Here is an 18,275-nt window from a genome sequence, read left to right on the forward strand (position 1 = left end):
CACACTTGCGCGGTCGCCTCCTACTCACCTTTTCGTATATAATATGGATGATCCATCAAATTTCCCAGTATCTGAGAGGAAGAGATTCCATGTCAGGAATAGTCGGTTGCTTACTTATCCATGGATTTGCCGGAGACATCAACGATATACTCCCACTCGCCAAAAAGCTCCGCGAGGCTGGCTATCAGGTGGAATGCCCTACCTTGGAGGGACATGGGACTACTCGTCGACACATGGCAAAAAGCACCCGCCACGACTGGCTTCGCTCGGCAGAAGAAGGCTACAAGCGACTGTCTATGCGCGCTGACACCATCGTGGTCATCGGATTTTCCATGGGGGGACTGCTCGCCTTTCACTTGACGACGAAATACCCCGTCGCCCTGCTATTTACGATCAACACCCCTTATAAATATTGGGATGTCAAAGAGGCAATGCACTATTTGCGTGAGGATTTCTCTACCCACTCCAAACGCTATATACACGGCATCGGCAGAATCCCTTTTAGCAGTATGCTGCAATTTCGCAGGCTGTTGGCGGAGACGAAGCCGCTTTTGCCTCAAATTACGACCCCTTACGTTCTGCTGCAAGCAAGGCGAGACGATACTGTACACGCCGTGAGCGCACAAATACTCGCAACCAGTGTAGACGAATCTGCCTCCCCGCAGATCACCTGGTACGAGCATTCGAACCACATGCTGCTCCACGGTCCTGACAAGGAGGCAGCCATTGCTCACGTCATGACAACCATCAAGAAACGCTTTCCATCTTGATCAGCTTCGGTCGCCACAGCCATACAAGACCAACCAGAAGCAAGATCATCGCTATTCCGGTGTACATGAGACCCAGACCTACGTGTTCATCTAGCCAGAAAGCAAGGAGCGGCCCCAACGCCGCGCCCAGATCACTCACGACTGAATACTGTGTCATTACTGCTTGGCTGTTGGCCTGTCTCGCAGCTTCATCTGCCGCAAGGGTATCCATCACGGTCGTGATAATCGTCGCGGTCAACTGAATGCCGAATAAAATTGCAAACCATAGCAAAAGCGAAGACGCTGTCTGCAACGAGGCAAACAGAATGGAGGCGACTAGCAACGTCCCGATGAATAGATTCGTCCGACCATGCCTGTCCGACAATTTGCCTACCAATGGGGCCGCCCACGGCTCCCACCCCCAGCGGATGCCTTGAATCACACTTGCAATCACTGCTGCCCCCAGCACGACTCCACCCATCATGATAAGCGGTTCACGTACTTCGACCACTCTGCTTAACGTGGAGGTAAACACCCCCTGGTACACCATCGTGACGAGCAATGCCGTCGTCAGTGTCAACAGTACCTGCACCTGACTCCACAAGCGTTTTCCTGCATCCATCTGCTTCACGTCTGTCAGATGCTGATTGGTAAAGGAAGGGCGTATATAGCGAAAAACAAGAATGAATGCGAACAAGGAAGGCACCGCAAGTACAATGGCAGCAACAGAAAGCCCGTACCAAGAGGCCAGTAGTGCTCCGACCAGCATGCCGCCAAGACTGCCCAATCGATACAGTCCGTTGTACAAGCCCATGAGTTGCCCGCGATTATGCCCTTCGGAAACGGTCACGATCAAGGAAAACGCACCTAGCCTTAAAAAGGTCCAAGCGACTCCCCACAAGCATCGCATCAGAAGCCACAGCCAAAAGCCTTCCAAGCTGTACGAAAGCGTCGTCAGAAAAGCCAACACCACTGCCACAATCAAACCCGTGCGTCCTCCTGAGCGCTCATACCATTTTCCAACAAGAGGGCCGAGTGGTACGCGGATGAAGCGGTTCACCGCAAGTAATACCCCCACTTCCCACAGCGATGTTAATCCAGCCTCCTTCCAGAAAAGAGGAAGCACCACATACAGCATCGAATCCCCTATCATACATAATGCTGTCACCAGTGCGACTGCCACGACTTGTGTCTTTCCACTGACTTCTCTCATCTCCTGATCCTTCTCTCTACTCGTTTTTACGTCTTTCTGAGCTATACCTTACGCGCAATCACTCATCATTTCTAATACATCTTTAACTATTACTCATAAACAAAAGTTATGAATCGAGGTACATGATGAACTTACATGCACTCCGCATTTTTGTAGAAGTAGCGTCACGAGGCAGTGTCACCGAAGCAGCAATCGCACTCTCGATCAGCCAGCCTGCCGTAAGTGCCCAAATCCGCAAGCTCGAAAATGAATGGGGCATGACCTTGCTCATCCCGGATGGTCGCGGTATTGCTCTCACCTATGAGGGGCGCTTTCTTTTTGAAAAAGCACGCCGCATTTACGACTGGGAACGGGAAATCGAATCACAGCTAACAGAAATCAAGCAAGGGAAGAAAGGACGACTAAGGATTGCTTCTACCTATCTCCCCTCGCATTATCTCGTGCCACAATGGCTGGCTCAGTACAAGCGCAATTATGAAGGAGTCGATGTGGAAATTCGCACGCGTAATTCCATGCAATCCATTGAGCTGCTTCTTAGCTGCGAGGTCGATGTGGCCGTTATTCTCAAAGAATCGTGGGATGAGCTGCCTATCAATCGGCATCATTTGATGGATGTACCCTATTGGTTTATTTTGCCCGCCCATCATCCGCTTGCAGGAAAAGAGATCCGTATGGAGCAGCTCGTGGAGGAACCATTTTTGTTGCGGGAGCAAGGCAGTTCGACCCGCGATTGGCTTTTTGCCCTCTGTCGCGAGCATGGTGTGAAACGTCCACAGGTCGGTATTCAGTATCACGGTCTGGTCGAATCCATCCACTCCGTTCGTGCGGGATATGGGACGATGTTGGCTCCTGCTCTGGCCGTCAGGGAAATGGTAGAGCAGGGTGAGGTCGGTCGTGTAACCGTATCAGGAGTAGAGATCAAGCGTCCGTTGTATGTCTGCACGCGTGACGATGAGACAGAACAGCGGCCTGTTGTTACTCAGTTTCTGGAGTTGGTAAAGCGTGAGAAACTGATTTGAAAATAAGACGAATCAAAACGAAAGAAGAGGCTTTTCCTCAAAGGAATAGCCTCTTCTTTATACGCAATGCTTATGGGAACACAATCGTCTTGTTACCGTACACCAGCACCCGATCCTCCAGATGCCAACGAACCGCACGTGCAAGCACCGTACGCTCTACCTGACGTCCCAACTGCTTCAATGCCTCGACGTCTTCCTGGTGCGATACACGTTGAACGTCTTGCTCGATAATCGGCCCTGCGTCCAGCTCTTCCGTAACGTAATGCGCAGTCGCTCCGATCAGCTTCACACCGCGACGATACGCCTGCTCGTAAGGCTTCGCTCCGACAAAGGCAGGGAGGAAAGAATGGTGGATATTGATAATTCGCATCGCATAGTCCTCCAAAAAGCGCGGGGACAAAATCTGCATGTAGCGAGCCAGAACGATTAGATCAACACCCTCCGCCGCTGCAATCTGCTCTTCTTCTGCCTGCGGCTTGTTATCCTTCGTGACTGGAATGCAGCGATACGGAATGCCGAAGGACTCGACTGTCTCCTGCATGTCAGGATGGTTGCTGACGACAACCGCGATATCCGCGAACAGCTCCCCGGACTTCCAGCGCCACAAGAGCTCCAAAAGACAGTGATCTTCTTTGGAAACAAACAGCGCGACCTTCTTGCGCTTGTTCGCTTCGACCAACGACCATTCCATGCCAAAGCTCTCGGCGACAGGGCTGAATGCTTCCTTGATCTCTTCGCAGCGCTCGTCCAGATTGATGAGATCGAATTCAATGCGCATGAAAAATCGGCCTGTTTCCGGATCGGTCGTGTACTGGTCAGACTGAACGATGTTGGCTCCCTGTTGGAACAAGAAGTTCGACACCGCCGCGACGATACCCGCGCGGTCCGGGCAAGAAATCAGCATGCGCGCACGATCTTTGTTTTTCTCTCGATACGCGAGCCATTCTCTCTCTGATAACAATTGCATGGTTTACTCTCCTCCATAATCAAAAACAGCAAAAAGTTGTTTGCAATTATACCATTCCCAGAAGGGATTTCTATACCCAAATAGAGAGAAAAATGTTCACTTATCGATAAAAAAATTTAGATAGAGTGATTTCCAATCCCGTTAAGCAAAATATCTACGGTCAGAGCGATTTGCTCATCATCGCTGAACTGTGTAAATTCATCGGTATCCAGAACTTGCCGGAACAGAACGAGCCCGATCATCGAGGACAGGATCGCCCGAAAGACAGCCTGTGTCGGGAGCGGACGCAATTCGCCTACCTCGACCTTTGCCTCGATCAGCTTATTTGCCATCTCCTTCACACCCGTGAAAACGGTAGCGATGAGTGCTTCCCTGATTTCGTCATGGAAAAAGGCTTCTTGCAGCAAAATGCGAATATGCTTTTCATTCGCTAGCACCAGGTCGATCCGGTTTCGGTACAGCTCTGTCACGATTTGGGAGAATGTTTTTTTATTCTGCTCTTTGAAGATCTCACGGACATCCTTCAAGATAAACGGCGCCGCGAATTTGACCAATACTGGTGCAACGACGGCAAGTAAAATATCCTTTTTCGATTTATAGTGGCGAAAAATCGTTCCCTCTGCCACTCCTGCTTCTTTGGCAATTTCAGAGGTGGAGCTGGCATGAAAGCCCTTTTCGGCGAACAGCTTCACCGATGCACGCAAAATATTACGCTGTTTCTCCGTCATCTCGCTCTCATCTTTCAACTCTTCTACATATTGCAACAGGCCCTCTACAAATGTTGGCGGCTTGTTCATCACCCATTACGCTCCTCTTATTCGATCTTCTTGCGGAATCGCAGGATAGCGACGGTCAGGATCAAGAGACAAAAGCCGCTCATTCCGACGACATCCTTCCAGAGCGCATCGATGTCCACGCCCTTTAAGAAAATTCCTCGCAAGATTTCCAGAAAATAGGTCAACGGGACAAGCCCGCCTAACCATTGTATCACGAGCGGCATCGAATCGCGCGGGAACATAAAGCCGGAGAGAAGCACACTAGGCAGAATAAAAGCGAATGCCATTTGCATCGCTTGAAGCTGAGTCTTTGCCACCGTAGAAATGAAAATGCCCAAGAGAAGCGTCGTCACCAAAAACAAGACAGACAAAGTCACGAGAAGCGAAATGCTGCCTTTGACCGGGACCCCGAACCAATACGTTCCAACCAAGAGCACCAGACAAAACGAAAAGAGACCTACACCTACATAGGGGGTAATTTTGCCGAGCATCAGCTCCAATGGGCGGATCGGAGTCACGATTAACTGCTCCATCGTTCCTCGCTCCTTCTCACGTACGAGGGAAAACGCCGTCAGAATCATCGTGACGTTTTGCATTATCAAGCCGATCAAGCCGGGAATATTGAAGACGATACTCTCCATATTGGGGTTAAACAGCACGCGTGTATCCAAGCCGAGTGGCTGTTCCAGCTCCCCCAAGCCTTGTTTTTGCAGCTTTATTTCCTGCAACGTAATCGCTTGATGTTGGACGATCAACTGGGCTTGAGAAGTGGCAGTCCGGGCGATATTCGGATCGGAACCATTAATAAGCATCTGCACATCTACCGGCTCGTTGCGATCACGCTTGCGGGTGTAGTCCGGCCCGATAATGAGCGCGACATTTACGGAGCCATCGTCTAACATGGCTTCGATCTCCTCGTAGCCACTTACATGGGCTGCCACCTCGAATACACGTGTATGGACGAACTGATCCACCAGCTCTCGACTGGCAGCAGAAGGGCTTTGATTCCAGACGGCCATCTGGATGTCATTGACGTCTGTATTAACAGCATATCCGAACAAAAACAACAGCATCAGCGGCATGACCAGTGCAATCGCCAGACTGGGACGATCCCGCTTGATTTGGATGACTTCCTTCTTCACGACAGACCAGTAACGCTCCCAGACAAAATGCCTCATCGGGCTCCCTCCCCCGCCGCCTGTCTGGCTTCCTCCTGCCTAACCAGATCGATGAAGACATCCTCCAGATTGCCTACTCCCATACGATCGATCAACGCTTGTGGAGTGCCTTCCGCCAGCAGATTGCCGAAAAAGATAAAGCCGATCCAATCGCATGTCTGCGCCTCATCCATGTAGTGTGTAGTTACCAGCACGGTGATCCCCTGTCTCGCCAGCTCATGAATGACGTCCCAAAAAATCCGACGAGAAACAGGATCGACTCCTGCTGTCGGTTCGTCCAAAATCAACAGCTCCGGCTTGTGCAAAAGAGCACAGGAGAGCGCGAGGCGTTGCTTCCATCCCCCTGACAGCGATCCCGCAAGCTGCTTTTCCCTGCCTGTCAGGCCTGCCATCTCAATCAGTTCCGCTTTCCGCTCCTTGCGTTCTGTAGCACCTAATCGATAAACCCCTGCATAAAAATCGAGATTCTCTTCCACTGTCAAATCTTCATACAGGCTGAACTTTTGTGACATATATCCGATCCGTTGCTTGATTTCCTCGCTCTGTGTCATGACATCGAAGCCAAGAACCGTCCCCTTTCCGGTCGTCGGGGTCAACAAGCCACAAAGCATCCGGATTGTGGTCGATTTCCCTGAGCCATTCGGACCCAAAAAACCGTAAATCGAACCTCGCGGAACCATCAGTGTCAGGCTGTTCACAGCTACTCGATCACCGAAACGCTTCGTCAACTGCTCGCATTGGATAGCGGCGCTCATCGACCTCCCTCCTCGTCTCCCAGCAGCACATCGGCAGGCATACCTGGTTTGATTTTGTCGAGTCCATCTGAGATGTGGATCGTAACAGCGAACACAAGCTTGGTGCGTTCATCCGGTGTCTGGACATTTTTCGGCGTAAACTCTGCCTTTTCCGAGATGCGACTGATCGTTCCCGTAAACGTCTCTTCCGGATAGGCATCTACCTTGATGCCAACCTTTTGTCCTTTTTTCACCTGATTCAATTGTGCTTCCGGGATGTACACGACGAGCTCGAGCTGATCTGGCTTCATCATTGTAAACAAGGTAGCGCCTGTTTTGGCTACTTCCCCCTGTTCGATAGAGGAGCGCAAGAGTGTACCATCATCTGTTGCTGTAATCTTGGACTTTTCCAACTGTAATAAGGCTTGATCCAGTTTCGCTTTCGCCTGCTGCTGGGCGGCGAGCAGTGCCCGAATCGCGTAATCAGTACTTCCTTCCTTCACCTGGTCGAGATCTGCCTGCGCTCCGGCTTGCGCGGCTTGGGCTGTACCGATTTGGGCCGCAGCAGCAGCGATGTCTTCTTGTGCAGAATGGTACTGTGCCTGTGTCTGCGCTACTTGTGCCGCCCATTGATCTGCCTGCGTTTTTGCCTGATTCATTGCTTCTTTTTGCGTGTCGAGGTCTTTGGCAGAGATCGCTCCTTTTTCGAAGAGTGCTGTTGCTTCCTCGAGTCTTTTTTGTTGATACAACAGGGTCTGCTGCGCCCCCTGCCATTGCGATTCTGCCTGCGTCATCTGCTCAGCAGCCCGGGCTTTTCCTGCTTCCGCCTGATTTTTTCTCGCTTGGGCCAGTTGAATATTCGCATTTGCTTGCTGGACGTTGGCCATGCTTCTTTGGATCGTCGTGTCCCGTGAACCCGCTCTCGCCTCTTCTAGTCTGGCTGTCGCTTGGTCCAGTACCGCCTGTGCTTCTGCCACAGTCATTTGGTAGCTTCGTTTATCGATTTGAGCCAGCACTTGTCCTTTTTTTACTGCACTTCCCTCTTCTGCCGTAACGTTTGTCACCAATCCGCCTACTTCAGCTACAATCGGCAGCTCAATGGCCTCGATTGTGCCAGACAGTGACGGATGATTGTCGGAAGTCCAATTGCAGCCCGACAATGCCAGTAACAGTCCCCCGATACAAATAGAGCGAACAACTGGTTTCATAACCACTTCCCCCTACCTACATAATAGAGTGAGTAATCACTTTTCTTTTTGTGTGAAAAAACAAGCCACAGAACTAGGCTTGAGATGAGCTTTTTAGATAAGCGAGTGATTACTCACTTTTAATTGTGAGTATATGCTCCTCTTTTACGAAATGCAATTTCTTTTTCTAAAATGCGCAATTGAAAAGAAATCCTGTCTGATTCTTCATGCTATGATGAAGACAAGCTGGACAAGCCCGTTGGCATCGGGTATCAGATACCGTCGGGATGGAAAGGATTAGGAGCATCGAGTTTTTAACTACCATGTAGGGAGTGAACAATGTTTATGATGATTAGCAAAGTCGGTCAAATCATGCTGTATGTCAATAACCAGGATCAAGCAGTGAACTTTTGGACGGAAAAGCTAGGGTTCCGTGTTGTTTCAGAAGAGAAGAACGGTGAAATGAGATGGATTGAAATTGCTCCCGCCCAAGGCGCTGAAACAAGCATCGTTCTGCACAATAAGGAATTCGTTGCGAAAATGTCGCCCGGAATGAATCTTGGCACTCCTTCACTCCTGCTCTTTTCAGAAAATATCGAGGAATTGCGTAACGACCTCATGAATAAAAATGTGAAGGTTGGAGACATTGTTACGATGCCTTCTGGCCGCGTCTTTAACTTCGCAGACGATGAAGACAATTACTTTGCTGTGCTGGAGAAAAAGTAAACAGAAGGAGGCGGCTGACTGGAATGGTCGGCCGCCTTTTGTTTCACGCCTTTTAGTCGAACTTTAATTTGGACAGTGCGTCTTTCAACGCTGAGTTGATTCCTTCGTCCTGCTCCTTGTCTTGCCCCTTCAAATACTTGGCTACTTCTTTCTTCGAAACCTTGCTGCCCTTTTCCTTGTCCCGACGCTCCTGGAAGGTCTTCAGTTTTTCCTTGTGTCCACACGCGCAGACAAAGGTTTGTCCTTCCCCTTCTCCGCGCAGCTCCAATCTTTTGTGGCATTTTGGACATCTGGCATTGGTCTGCTTGGCAATGCTTTTGCGATAACCGCATTCCCGATCCTGGCACACCTGCATTTTGCCGCGCTTTCCGTTTACCTCGAGCAAAAACTTATTGCACTCCGGGCACCTGCTTCTGGTCAGGTTATCGTGCCGGAAAGTCTGATCGCTATTCTTGATCTGCTGGACGACTTCTTTGGCGTACGATTTCATCTCTTCGATAAACGCTCGCTTGTTCAAGCTGCCCTTGGCGATGGCACCGAGCTTTTGCTCCCATTGGGCGGTCAAGGTCGGCGACTGCATTTCATCTGGGACAAGCTCTAGCAACTGCTTGGCTTTTGCGGTAACAAAAATATGCTTGCCGCGCTTCTCTAGCAAAAAGCTGTTGAACAGCTTCTCGATCACATCTGCGCGGGTTGCTACCGTACCTAGTCCGCCTGTTTCCCCTATCGTTTTGATCAAATCCTTGCTCTCGTTCGCCATGTATTTCGCCGGGTTTTCCATCGCAGACAGCAGGCTCGCTTCTGTAAATGGCTCTGGCGGCTTCGTCTCGCCCTTGGTCTGGGATATCGACTGGATGTGCAGGCGATCTCCTTTGGCAAGAGAAGGCAGGATTTGTTCCTTTACGCCGTCCTTCACGTCGTCTTCTTCTACATCGTGGTCATACGCCTCTCTCCAGCCTTGGGAGAGCACGGTTTTTCCTTTTGCCAGGAAGGTTTCATTCCCGATTTTCGCCTGGATGGTTGTTTGCTCGTATTCAAAGGCAGGCAGCAACACGGCCAGGAAGCGCTTCACGATGAGGTCAAAAATTTTGCGTTCCTTATCACTCAAATCACCGAGAAAAACAGCTTGCTCCGTCGGGATGATCGCATGGTGGTCCGATACTTTACTGTCATCCACGAACGATTTGTTCGCTTTGATCGGAGCACGCAGGATTCTGGCGGCGAGGGGCGCATATGGCTTCATTTGGACAGCCTTGATTCGATCCGGCAGCGTCTCGACGATATCAGCAGAGAGATAGCGAGAGTCGGTTCGTGGGTACGTCACTGCCTTGTGATGCTCATACAGCCCTTGCATGATGGACAGTGTCTGTTTTGGTGAATAGCCAAACATCCGGTTGGCATCCCGTTGCAGCTCCGTCAAATCGTACAGTTGAGGAGCATACGTCTTTTTGTGTGCACGAGTAACCTCGACGACTTCTGCGTTTTTCTCCTGTTTGAGAACGGCTATTAGCTGATCAGCTTTTTCCTTGGAAAATGTTTTGAAATCCTTCGTTTGCTGATCTTGCCATTGGAGCTGAATCGGACCTTGGACCACCGCAGACAGTCCGTAAAATGGCTTGGGTGTAAAGCGGCGAATCTCCTCTTCTCGCGTTGCCACAATAGCAAGTGTTGGCGTCTGGACGCGACCGCATGAGAGCTGGGCGTTATGCTTGCACGTCAAGGCGCGTGTGGCATTGATTCCAACGAGCCAGTCGGCTTCTGCACGAGCAGCTGCGGAGGCAAACAAGTTTTCATAGTTTTTGCCGTCCTTCAGATTACGGAAGCCTTCGCGGATCGCCTTATCTGTCACCGAGGAAATCCACAGACGCTTGATTGGTTTATTCACGTGAACCAGCTCGAGAATCCATCGGGCGACGAGTTCTCCTTCACGCCCTGCATCCGTCGCAATGACGATCTGCCCGACATCGTTGCGTCTCATTTGTTGTTTGACGACCTGGAATTGCCTGTTGCTTTCCCTGATCACGACCAAGCGCAATGGGGACGGCATAATCGGCAAATCCTCAATTCGCCACGAGCTGAATTGCTGCCCGTACGCTTCTGGATCAGCGAGGGTGACCAAATGCCCGAGCGCCCATGTCACAATATATTTATCTCCTTCAAAAAAGCCGTTTCCTTTTTTGTGACACTGCAATACTTTGGCAATGTCGCGTCCAACCGAAGGCTTTTCTGCCAGTACAACTGTTTTACTCATGTACGACATCCTTTCAAACCAATTCAACAATCTGTATCCATTGTAAACAAAAAAGCAGGAAGAAGGGGCTTAGAAATGTTTCGAGAAAATAAAGTTTTAAATTCTTAGGGTTATGAAACGCTAACGGGCAAGCTCACTTTCGCATTGGAAAAAACTTCAAAAGGCTCCTTGACCATTACGTAACGTAACGGTTTATAGTGAAGTTACCGGTGAAACGCTAGCGATCAAGAAAGGGGCTGATCATGAAACAACATTGGAAAGTCGGAGAACTTGCGAAAATGGCGGGAATTACGATACGAACTTTACGTTTTTACGATCAGATAGGCTTGTTTTCTCCATCCGGCTATTCGCCATCCGGATACAGACTCTACACCGAAAAGGACATTTCACGCCTACAGCAAATTTTGTCCTTAAAGGAGTTGGGGCTATCGCTCGAGCAGATTAAAGCCGTTATGACCGGAGACCAACTCAGCCTGTCAGACATCGTTAGCATTCAAATAGACAGCCTGAAAGAAAGTATCCGCATGCAGCAGAAACTCTTGCATGAGCTGGAGAATGTATCGAGTCGGATGCAAAGGAACGAACCGTTTACCGTTGAGCATTTCATGAACATCATACGAACGATGAGAATGAACCATGAGAAATTTTTCGCCGAGAGAAAATCGAGTATGGATCGCCACCTCGACCGACTTGGTGAATATTTAGATGAGCATCCGGAAGAACCCGGACAAGGAGGTTTCGACTGTGAGTGAAAGATTTGCCAAACATTCCACATTTGTCATCGAACGAAACTATAAGCATTCCCCTGCCCGTGTATTTGCTGCATGGGCGGGTCAAGCAGCCAAAGCCGGTTGGTTTCCTAAAGCTGAAGAGTTCGACTTCCGCGTCGGCGGCCGCGAATTCAATCGCGGTGGTCCTCCTGAGGGACCCGTTTACACATTTGATGCCTGCTATCAGGAAATCGTTCAGAATAGGCGAATTGTATACTCATACACGCTGGACATGGAAGACAAGCGGATGTCTGTCTCCGTGACGACAGTGGAATTCGAGTCCGTGGACGGCGGCACGCGCTTGATCTATACCGAGCAGGGCGTTTTTCTGGACGGTCTCGATACGCCTGAACAGCGTGAGCACGGAACAAAGGTGATGTTGGATAAGCTCGGAAAGGTTCTGGACGGCCAATGAAAGATGCTGCGCTTGAATCGAGTAACCGGGCCGGTTTGAACGAATGGATTGGACTTGCCGTGCTTTCATTGCCTGCACTGCTCGTTTCGATAGACTTGTCCGTCATGATTCTCGCACTTCCTCACATAAGCGTCTCTATCGGCGCTGACAGTACAGAACAGCTCTGGATCATGGACATATACGGCTTCATGCTCTCGGGATTTCTGATCACGATGGGCTCGCTCGGGGATCGGCTCGGCCGCCGTAAACTGCTGATGATCGGCGCAGCGGCATTCGGTTCGGCTTCGGTGTTGGCCGCTTATTCCAGCACCTCTGGAATGCTGATTGCAGCACGGGCGCTGCTCGGCATAGCCGGGGCGACGGTATCGCCTTCGTCCCTGGCTTTAATCAGCAATATGTTCCGTGATCATAAGCAGCGTGCCCTCGCCATAGGCATATGGTTCATGTGCTCCATGGGAGGCATGGCGCTTGGCCCAGTAGTCGGCGGAATGATGCTGGAGCAGTTTTCATGGGGTTCGATTTTTCTACTCGGTGTTCCAGTCATGGCGCTGCTATTGTTGACTGCGCCCCATCTTCTGCCCGAATATCGGGATCCCGCACCTGGTCATTTGGATATGACTAGCGTCATGCTGTCGATGTGTACCATTCTACCAGCAATATACGGGCTAAAGGAAATCGCTAAGCAAGGTCTACAGACTTTGCCGCTCATTGCCATCGCGGCTGGAGTTGTTTTCGGGATGTTATTTGTAAGACGGCAGCAACGTTTGGACAGTCCGCTAATGGACTTGCGCCTATTTGCAAACCCCGCCTTCAGCACGGCACTGAGCGGCTTGTTCGGCATCACTTTGACAGGCGCTTCCATGCTCTTCATCGCACAGCATCTTCAATTCGTGGAAGGACTATCTCCGCTTGCAGCAGCGATGTGCATGCTTCCGGGAGTGGTTGCGTCGATGGCGGGTATGTTGTTGTCGCCGATCATCGCTCGGCGAGTTCGACCGTCGCACCTTATCGGGGCAGGCCTTGCCGTCTCGGCGACTGGTTGTATTTTACTGTCCCAGGTAGAGATGGGATCCGGGCTCTCTACCCTGATCGTCGGTTATATCTTTTTTAATGTGGGAGTAGCCCCGTTTGCGAGCTTGTCCAGCGATCTAATTATCGGCTCGGCCCCGCCAGCGAAAGCGGGTTCGGCAGCGTCCTTGCTACAAACGAGCGGTGAATTCGCATTCGCACTTGGTATCGCTGTATTAGGCAGTATCGGAACATACGTGTACCGCACTCAAATTGCTGGCTTCATACCAAAAGGGGTTACGCCGTTAACATCCGGAGCTTCCCACGAAAGTCTGGCTGGGGCAGTCTCAGCGGCTAAAGCTTTACCCGAACCTATTGGTTCAACACTTCTTCATGGCGCCCAGATAGCATTTACCGACGGCATGCATGCTGTTGTGGCCGTTAGCGGCGGGCTCATGATCGCTATCGCCATACTCACCGTGATCAAGCTTCGGCATATCCCCCCCATTGGGCAGAAAACGCCAGGTGAGATGTAATAATCCGTGGCAGTCTAGGACTGTATTTTCTCGTCCCAGACTGCCGCTGTCTCTTCTATCAGGATTTGTCGACTAAAAGGGCGTCTGTGCTTACCTCGAGCACCCGCTGGACAGCCGGATAGTCAGTGGTCACATACGGTTGACCATTTCCCCCAGCGAAGATAACCACATGTTCCTTTTCCAAATGATGAACGGCCAGCAGGCGAATGTACGGTTCGGCGACTGCATTGATCGGCCATGTTTCCACGAAAAATATTGCCTCCTCCGATCATGATGGCTACTTCTACTCCCATATCCAGCAAAGATCACGACCAAGCGTAATGGGGACGGCATAATCGGCAAATCCTCGATTCGCCACGAGCTGAATTGCTGATCGACGCTTCAGATCAACGAGAGTGACCAAATGTCCGAGTGCCCACGTTATCATATATTTATCTCCTTCAAAAAAGGAAAAAAGGGCCATCTCTTGAATAGAGACACCCCTTCTATCTTTACATTTCACCCTATACACTTGTCGCCCTTTAATGTAGCAGTCGCAAATTTCAATCCAATCTTCACTGATTTTTTCTACTCAAACTCTACTGAAATGTCATCTAATTCTAGATCAATTGGTTCTGGATTCTTAGGAATGGCCCCTGCATCAGATGGGGTGCCTGTTGAAAACAAGGAAAAATATTTATAGCTTTCATTCCCTGATGTATCCTTTACTGCTCCTTGGGCTACCGCTAAGAGGTACTCTGCATTATTTTTTAAAGGTGCATTCGGTTGGATCGTTACAGTGTCATTTTTGACGATAAAAGTTGCAGGAACCTCCGCAGCATTGTCATCCATTAATAGGAATTCGTTTGTGCCACTTTTCACTTTGCGATCATACTTAATTGTAATCACCGCATTTACATCCACTTTTGTTTCCTCTTCATACGGCTTTACATCGATTACTATAGGCGCTTGGTTGTTGCTGGTCACAAACTGAGTTGAATACTTATCGATCAATTTAGTAGAACCAGTGGTGCTTACAATTGCTCCTTTGTCGATCTCGATCGCATATTTCGTATTTGATTCCAAAGTCTTGTCAGGACGAATATAGAGGGTGTTATTTTTAATCTCCAATTTTCCGCTGACTGGTGATTTTCCTTTAACCTTATAGAGAGATACTACTGTTGACGGATCATTGTCAAAAGCAATTGGCACCGAGAATGTTAGCGCAGGTTGAATGTTTGTAGGAACATCTGTCTGCGCAATAATAGGATTAGAAACTGATACGAACACATCCCCAGGCTTTGGATAACTGATTAGGTTGTCGGAAATATACGTGCTATCGAGTTGGTATTCACTTTTGAATTTCGCGTCAATTTCCTCTAGCTGCTCATCATCAAGGAACTGATTCGGTACACCAAGCTCTTCTTGCTCCGATTTTGCTGATACGTTGTTGCTGTTTAGGGTTAGACTGAACATGAGTGTTACTGCGAGTAAGGCTTGAAATAAATTCTTCATACTTCTCCTCCAAAATAGTTTGTGTGTACATAAAAATCGTATTTCATTTTTAAGGCGTAACATACAGTTTTTTACACGAAATAAAAATACGGTTATTTTGGACTAGGAACTCTTTCATCCATCGTGACCTTCCTAAATTAGAAAACTGGGAGCAAACTCTGGGCCTCCTCCGTCTCCACTCCAAAAAGCCGTACGTCTACCAAAAAAAAAAACGAAAGCAACAACCGCCTTCGTTCTTTCATACGTTTATACAAAAAAATTTGGAAAATCAAAGTCATCCCGTTTGCCCGACAAAATATTTCGTAATAAAAGATCAGCGGTCTCAGAGGCAAACTGGTGATACTCGCTCGTGATAACGCCTTTTTTCAATGCCTCATCGAGCTCATCCTGATCAAGCAGGTATACTTCTCCTGTCGGCAGTACCACGATGTCGAGGTACAAATCGTCATACCAGATATGCCCGTTCTCATCCTTGCCATGTCCCCGGCAAATATCGATATACCATTGCACGGTATTCCCTAACTCATCCATCATTTTCGTAACGGCATAAGCTTGACCATGGGGAAAATACTGCAAGTACACATATCCTCTATCGCCCACACACAGAGTTTTGTCCCCGACAGGCATGTAGGCAGGCTCACTTACTTCATCCAGAGTCAGGCGGACAGCGTACCCTGAGAAAGATAAAGATTCTACCCGTTTTTGCTGGTAGCCCAATCGCTTGACACGTCTCCAACCAGGTCGATCTGCTCTTTTTCGCTTCATAGCCTGCCCTCCCTCGTCATTTTGGTTGCTATTACTCTACCATGAATGGGATCGCTTTGTCAGATAGCAAACAAAGACATGCTCACGTAGAACATGCCTAAACAAATGAACCTGCCATTTATGTTTGGGAGGAGTCGTCTTTTGTTGCCAATCGACTGTGTTTGCGGCCATAAAGAAAATAGACGATCGCTCCTACCGACAGCCAACCGAGAAAACCGAACTTGGTAAGCGGCGGCAGGTTAAAAACGAGATATCCGCAAAAGAGAACCGAGAGAAAGGGAACAAACGGAACAAATGGGACAAATGGGACGCGAAAAGCCCGCGGTAATTGCGGATGAGTGCGGCGTAATACAACTAGCCCAATCGAGACCAAAATAAAAGCAAACAGCGTTCCAATATTGGTGAGCTGGGCCAAGCTGGAGAGGGGCAATAATCCACCGAAGGTTGCTACTAATGCTGCCACGACGAGCGTGCTCTTTTGTGGTACCTGTGTGCGGGGATGTAGGTGCGAGAAGAGCTCAGGGAGCAAGCCATCTCGGCTCATCGCAAAAAACATCCGGGCTTGTCCATACATCATGACTAACAAAACGGTCGTGATCCCGACAATGGCTCCCAACGAAATGAAGCCTGCTACCCAGTCCTGATTGACATAACTGAGCGCAAACGCGACTGGATTTTTGACATTCAACAATTTGTACGGAACAATCCCTGTCAATGTCAGCGAGACAGCAATGTACAAAATCGTGCACACGAGTAAGGACGAGATGATCCCGATTGGCATGTCACGCTGGGGATTGCGCACTTCTTCGGCCGCAGAAGACACCGCATCAAACCCGATAAAAGCAAAAAACACCGTTGCGGCACCAGTCGCTACTCCCGCAAAACCAAACGGCATGAATGGACTCCAGTTTTCCGGCTTGACATACATGACCCCAACGACGAGGAACAGGACAACTACCGCCACTTTTATTAACACCATGATGGTATTCAAGCTCGCTGACTCTCTCGTTCCCTTCATCAACAAAGCTGTAATGATGACAATGATGAGGACCGCAGGTAGATCCATGATCGTTCCTTTTGATGCATCAAACGCACTCGTGAGCGCATGCGGCAGATGGATATTAAACCCGGCTAACAATCCCTGGGCATATCCCGACCATCCGCTTGCCACCGCAGCACAAGCCACTCCGTATTCGAGAATCAAGTCCCACCCGATCATCCAGGCGACAAATTCGCCAAATGCCGCATAGCTGTATGTATAAGCGCTTCCCGACACTGGAACAGTCGAAGCAAATTCTGCATAGCAGAGTGCGGCAAACACACAGGCAAGTGCCGCAATAACAAATGACAAAACAAGTGCTGGTCCAGCGTGCAAGGCTGCTGCAACTCCCGTTAACACAAAAATCCCTGTTCCCATGATCGCGCCGATCCCCAGCATTGTCAGGTCAAAAGCACCTAATGACTTTTTGAGAGAGCTTTCGTTTTTATCCACATGCTCCAGCATTTGCGCTACCGACTTTTTCCTCAGCAACTGATTTTTCCATGACATCATGTGCGACCTCCCAAGCGGGTCATTCACTTCCAATCGTGATTGAAAACAGTTGGAGTATGATCCGTTAAGAGGAAAATTATGCACTGGCGCAGCTCAGATCGAGGTTTGTCAGGGCTACCTGCGTGCTAATCCGCGCCCAATGACATTGGCAGAAACAGGTGGAATCCCAAGCTCTCTCGCCCAAATGGACAATTGCCCCATGTGATGAATCTCGTGGGCGATGACATGACGAAGCAACTCGCCCTTTGTGTACACTTCATCATCCCAGGCGACCTTTACTGATTCGTTCTCCATCTCTTCTGACCAATTCTCGATGAAATCAATCAATTCTACGCGCCAGGCATTTGATAGCTCTTTTATTTTTTCCAGCGTCTTGTATGTTTCGAATGCCACCTGAATATCCGGCTTCCCCTGTACACCCCGAAGCCAGCTATACTCGACGTCAGCAATGTGAAACAAGGTGTACAAAATCGTGCCAGCCCCACCTGTTTGCTCGCGCAGCAATTCTTCTGGTGGAAGCTGCTTACACCATACCATCCACTCGTCCCGTACCTGCCAGTTATACTGGAAAAACATCTTCATTGGATTCACTCCTTGTTTGATCATTATGTAAATTAGGAAAATTTTAACCGATTATAGCACGTACGTTCCCATTCCGTAAAACCAATAGTGGTTGTCTTCTAACCATAGTGGTCGGGAGAAGCCCTGCCACATGTTTTCCAGTCGCCTATATCCTCTCTTCGTTCGGGCGGTCTCCTTCCAAACATGTGACAGTGCTTTCGTATGGCTTTGATCCTTTTCCGGCTCTTAAAACATAATGAGGGACAGTTCAAAGCGGCTTCCTTGAATTCTTTTAACCAAAAGCCGCGTGGGAAGAAGCGTATTTCCAGTCCAAGCGCCTCTGGAGCCCACCTCAGCGCAGGAAAAAATGGCGG

Annotated in this window: 17 protein-coding genes and 2 pseudogenes; 6 read left to right on the plus strand and 13 right to left on the minus strand. The window is 49.4% G+C overall.

Features of this window, described 5'->3' with window-relative positions; genetic code table 11:
* Positions 1–5 precede the first annotated feature (5 nt).
* Positions 6–770 (plus strand): alpha/beta hydrolase, encoded by a 765-nt coding sequence (locus AB432_RS25525; RefSeq protein ID WP_082196057.1) that lies wholly within the window; start codon positions 6–8, stop codon positions 768–770.
* Here AB432_RS25525 and AB432_RS25530 read toward each other — a convergent pair.
* Entirely contained in the window at positions 748–1,962 is a 1,215-nt protein-coding gene (locus tag AB432_RS25530; protein ID WP_048034678.1) for an MFS transporter, read from the minus strand. The genes AB432_RS25525 and AB432_RS25530 overlap by 23 nt on opposite strands.
* A gap of 125 nt (positions 1,963–2,087) precedes the next feature.
* On the opposite strand from AB432_RS25530, the gene AB432_RS25535 reads away from it, so the two are divergent.
* Positions 2,088–2,981 carry a LysR family transcriptional regulator gene (locus tag AB432_RS25535; protein WP_048034679.1) on the plus strand — a complete coding sequence of 298 codons (894 nt, stop codon included), beginning with the start codon at positions 2,088–2,090 and terminating at the stop codon, positions 2,979–2,981.
* Between the two features lie 70 nt (positions 2,982–3,051).
* Here the strand turns inward: AB432_RS25535 and purU are convergent, their stop codons facing one another.
* The 5 genes from purU to AB432_RS25560 form a co-directional block, all read right to left on the minus strand.
* Entirely contained in the window at positions 3,052–3,948 is an 897-nt protein-coding gene (gene purU, locus AB432_RS25540; protein ID WP_048034680.1) for a formyltetrahydrofolate deformylase, read from the minus strand.
* Between the two features lie 116 nt (positions 3,949–4,064).
* Positions 4,065–4,745 (minus strand): TetR/AcrR family transcriptional regulator, encoded by a 681-nt coding sequence (locus AB432_RS25545; RefSeq protein ID WP_007728114.1) that lies wholly within the window; start codon positions 4,743–4,745, stop codon positions 4,065–4,067.
* A gap of 17 nt (positions 4,746–4,762) precedes the next feature.
* Entirely contained in the window at positions 4,763–5,902 is a 1,140-nt protein-coding gene (locus AB432_RS25550; protein ID WP_048034681.1) for an ABC transporter permease, read from the minus strand.
* On the minus strand, positions 5,899–6,657 hold the full coding sequence (locus AB432_RS25555) for an ABC transporter ATP-binding protein (RefSeq protein ID WP_048034682.1): 759 nt from the start codon (positions 6,655–6,657) through the stop codon (positions 5,899–5,901). The genes AB432_RS25550 and AB432_RS25555 overlap by 4 nt, the downstream gene beginning before the upstream one ends.
* Positions 6,654–7,844, minus strand: a complete 1,191-nt coding sequence (locus AB432_RS25560) for an HlyD family secretion protein (protein ID WP_048034683.1) — start codon at positions 7,842–7,844, stop codon at positions 6,654–6,656. Before AB432_RS25560 ends, AB432_RS25555 begins: the two co-directional genes overlap by 4 nt.
* Before the next feature lie 327 nt (positions 7,845–8,171).
* On the opposite strand from AB432_RS25560, the gene AB432_RS25565 reads away from it, so the two are divergent.
* The gene (locus AB432_RS25565; RefSeq protein ID WP_173629214.1) at positions 8,172–8,549 is read left to right on the plus strand and encodes a VOC family protein; all 378 of its coding nucleotides are present in this window, start codon (positions 8,172–8,174) and stop codon (positions 8,547–8,549) included.
* A 52-nt stretch (positions 8,550–8,601) separates the two neighbouring features.
* Here AB432_RS25565 and AB432_RS25570 read toward each other — a convergent pair whose 3' ends face one another.
* The gene (locus tag AB432_RS25570; protein WP_048034684.1) at positions 8,602–10,800 is read right to left on the minus strand and encodes a DNA topoisomerase III; all 2,199 of its coding nucleotides are present in this window, start codon (positions 10,798–10,800) and stop codon (positions 8,602–8,604) included.
* A gap of 242 nt (positions 10,801–11,042) precedes the next feature.
* Here AB432_RS25570 and AB432_RS25575 point away from each other — a divergent pair, with 242 nt between their 5' ends.
* The 3 genes from AB432_RS25575 to AB432_RS25585 are packed head-to-tail and all read left to right on the plus strand — an operon-like array spanning position 11,043 to position 13,529.
* Positions 11,043–11,552, plus strand: coding sequence for a MerR family transcriptional regulator (locus AB432_RS25575; protein ID WP_048034685.1), 510 nt, complete (start codon positions 11,043–11,045; stop codon positions 11,550–11,552).
* A complete protein-coding gene (locus AB432_RS25580) occupies positions 11,545–11,985 on the plus strand; it encodes an SRPBCC family protein (RefSeq protein WP_048034686.1) in 441 nt (146 codons plus the stop codon). Before AB432_RS25575 ends, AB432_RS25580 begins: the two co-directional genes overlap by 8 nt.
* The gene (locus AB432_RS25585) at positions 11,982–13,529 is read left to right on the plus strand and encodes an MFS transporter (RefSeq protein ID WP_048034687.1); all 1,548 of its coding nucleotides are present in this window, start codon (positions 11,982–11,984) and stop codon (positions 13,527–13,529) included. The genes AB432_RS25580 and AB432_RS25585 overlap by 4 nt, the downstream gene beginning before the upstream one ends.
* A 64-nt stretch (positions 13,530–13,593) precedes the next feature.
* Here AB432_RS25585 and pyrH read toward each other — a convergent pair.
* From pyrH to AB432_RS25610, 6 genes and pseudogenes are all read right to left on the minus strand, one after another.
* Positions 13,594–13,834, minus strand: a pseudogene (gene pyrH / locus AB432_RS25590) (UMP kinase); the annotation flags it as partial.
* A pseudogene (locus tag AB432_RS30600) lies at positions 13,833–13,992 on the minus strand (hypothetical protein); the annotation flags it as partial. The pseudogenes pyrH and AB432_RS30600, both read right to left, overlap by 2 nt.
* A 104-nt stretch (positions 13,993–14,096) precedes the next feature.
* The gene (locus AB432_RS25595) at positions 14,097–15,023 is read right to left on the minus strand and encodes an Ig-like domain-containing domain (protein WP_048034689.1); all 927 of its coding nucleotides are present in this window, start codon (positions 15,021–15,023) and stop codon (positions 14,097–14,099) included.
* Between the two features lie 246 nt (positions 15,024–15,269).
* Positions 15,270–15,788 carry a ribonuclease FAU-1 family protein gene (locus tag AB432_RS25600; RefSeq protein WP_048034690.1) on the minus strand — a complete coding sequence of 173 codons (519 nt, stop codon included), beginning with the start codon at positions 15,786–15,788 and terminating at the stop codon, positions 15,270–15,272.
* 118 nt (positions 15,789–15,906) lie between these two features.
* Complete coding sequence (locus AB432_RS25605; protein ID WP_048034691.1) at positions 15,907–17,337, minus strand: branched-chain amino acid transporter BcaP; 1,431 nt, start codon at positions 17,335–17,337, stop codon at positions 15,907–15,909.
* A gap of 117 nt (positions 17,338–17,454) precedes the next feature.
* A complete protein-coding gene (locus tag AB432_RS25610; RefSeq protein WP_048034692.1) occupies positions 17,455–17,922 on the minus strand; it encodes a DinB family protein in 468 nt (155 codons plus the stop codon).
* Positions 17,923–18,275 lie beyond the last annotated feature (353 nt).

Origin of the sequence: Brevibacillus brevis (genome assembly GCF_001039275.2) — a bacterium.
In the GTDB taxonomy this organism is placed as follows: domain Bacteria; phylum Bacillota; class Bacilli; order Brevibacillales; family Brevibacillaceae; genus Brevibacillus; species Brevibacillus brevis_C.

Coding starts and splice junctions, on each gene's coding strand:
- AB432_RS25530 (WP_048034678.1), bottom strand. CDS start 1,962: ATGAGAGAAGTCAGTGGAAAGACACAAGTCGTGGCAGTCGCACTGGTG.
- AB432_RS25535 (WP_048034679.1), top strand. CDS start 2,088: ATGAACTTACATGCACTCCGCATTTTTGTAGAAGTAGCGTCACGAGGC.
- purU (WP_048034680.1), bottom strand. CDS start 3,948: ATGCAATTGTTATCAGAGAGAGAATGGCTCGCGTATCGAGAGAAAAAC.
- AB432_RS25545 (WP_007728114.1), bottom strand. CDS start 4,745: ATGAACAAGCCGCCAACATTTGTAGAGGGCCTGTTGCAATATGTAGAA.
- AB432_RS25550 (WP_048034681.1), bottom strand. CDS start 5,902: ATGAGGCATTTTGTCTGGGAGCGTTACTGGTCTGTCGTGAAGAAGGAA.
- AB432_RS25555 (WP_048034682.1), bottom strand. CDS start 6,657: ATGAGCGCCGCTATCCAATGCGAGCAGTTGACGAAGCGTTTCGGTGAT.
- AB432_RS25560 (WP_048034683.1), bottom strand. CDS start 7,844: ATGAAACCAGTTGTTCGCTCTATTTGTATCGGGGGACTGTTACTGGCA.
- AB432_RS25565 (WP_173629214.1), top strand. CDS start 8,172: ATGATTAGCAAAGTCGGTCAAATCATGCTGTATGTCAATAACCAGGAT.
- AB432_RS25570 (WP_048034684.1), bottom strand. CDS start 10,800: ATGAGTAAAACAGTTGTACTGGCAGAAAAGCCTTCGGTTGGACGCGAC.
- AB432_RS25575 (WP_048034685.1), top strand. CDS start 11,043: ATGAAACAACATTGGAAAGTCGGAGAACTTGCGAAAATGGCGGGAATT.
- AB432_RS25585 (WP_048034687.1), top strand. CDS start 11,982: ATGAAAGATGCTGCGCTTGAATCGAGTAACCGGGCCGGTTTGAACGAA.
- AB432_RS25595 (WP_048034689.1), bottom strand. CDS start 15,023: ATGAAGAATTTATTTCAAGCCTTACTCGCAGTAACACTCATGTTCAGT.
- AB432_RS25600 (WP_048034690.1), bottom strand. CDS start 15,788: ATGAAGCGAAAAAGAGCAGATCGACCTGGTTGGAGACGTGTCAAGCGA.
- AB432_RS25605 (WP_048034691.1), bottom strand. CDS start 17,337: ATGTCATGGAAAAATCAGTTGCTGAGGAAAAAGTCGGTAGCGCAAATG.
- AB432_RS25610 (WP_048034692.1), bottom strand. CDS start 17,922: ATGAAGATGTTTTTCCAGTATAACTGGCAGGTACGGGACGAGTGGATG.